This is a genomic window from Streptococcus oralis (assembly GCF_003943825.1).
Lineage (GTDB): Bacteria > Bacillota > Bacilli > Lactobacillales > Streptococcaceae > Streptococcus > Streptococcus oralis_CD.
This window is the reverse complement of the sequence record NZ_RJNJ01000057.1, coordinates 1-748: the sequence shown is the minus strand read 5'-3', so window position 1 is coordinate 748 and position 748 is coordinate 1. Positions and strand designations below refer to the sequence as shown.

Genomic DNA, 748 nt, shown 5'->3' with positions numbered 1-748 from the left:
CTTCTTTTTGGCTAAAATTGATTTCATAGGATAATCATCAACTGCTGGAACCCAGAGAGGATTTCGATGAACATGTGATAACATCAAGTCCCCCATATGGATCATCGTATCTTTCCCCTGTTTGAGCAAGATAATACTGTGGCCATTGCTGTGACCACTTGTGTGAATCATTTGGATTTCTGGAATGACATTGATATACTCTGAGAAAGTCGTCACCTGATCTTGAATCGGTTCCCAATTTTCTCTCAGATAAGTTCCCCGCGTTCGATCATTAGGGTTTCTCATCTCATACCACTCGACATCATTCACAATAATCTTGGCGTTTGGATACTTGGAAACCAGCTTCCCTTGACCATTCACATACGTCAAGCCACCAGAATGATCGTGGTGCATATGTGTCATCAGCACGATGTCAATGGCTTCAGGCGATAGTCCTAAAAGAGCCAAACTTTCTTCTACCCGACTTTCAGACAAGATTCCTAAGTTACGCCTTTGTTTATCGGATAATTTTGCTGTATCAAAACTTGCATCTATCAAGTAATTTTTACCCTTGTACTGGATCAAAATAGGATCCGTCAATTCTGCCATCATATTAGCATCATTTGTTGGGTAGTAACGAGACCACACAACTTTCGGAACCGGACCAAAAAGAGTCCCTGCATCCGTCAATTTATCGGCTCCACGTAGCCATATCAGTTTCATATCATGAAATTGATATTCCTGTAAGGTGAGTTCTGCCATGCTTTAC

Annotated in this window: 1 protein-coding gene; it reads right to left on the bottom strand. The window is 41.3% G+C overall.

The features are described from left to right. Positions 1-741: MBL fold metallo-hydrolase (locus tag D8863_RS10535; protein ID WP_125441861.1), on the bottom strand; the 741-nt coding region annotated here is incomplete at its 3' end. Between the last annotated feature and the right edge of the window lie 7 nt (positions 742-748).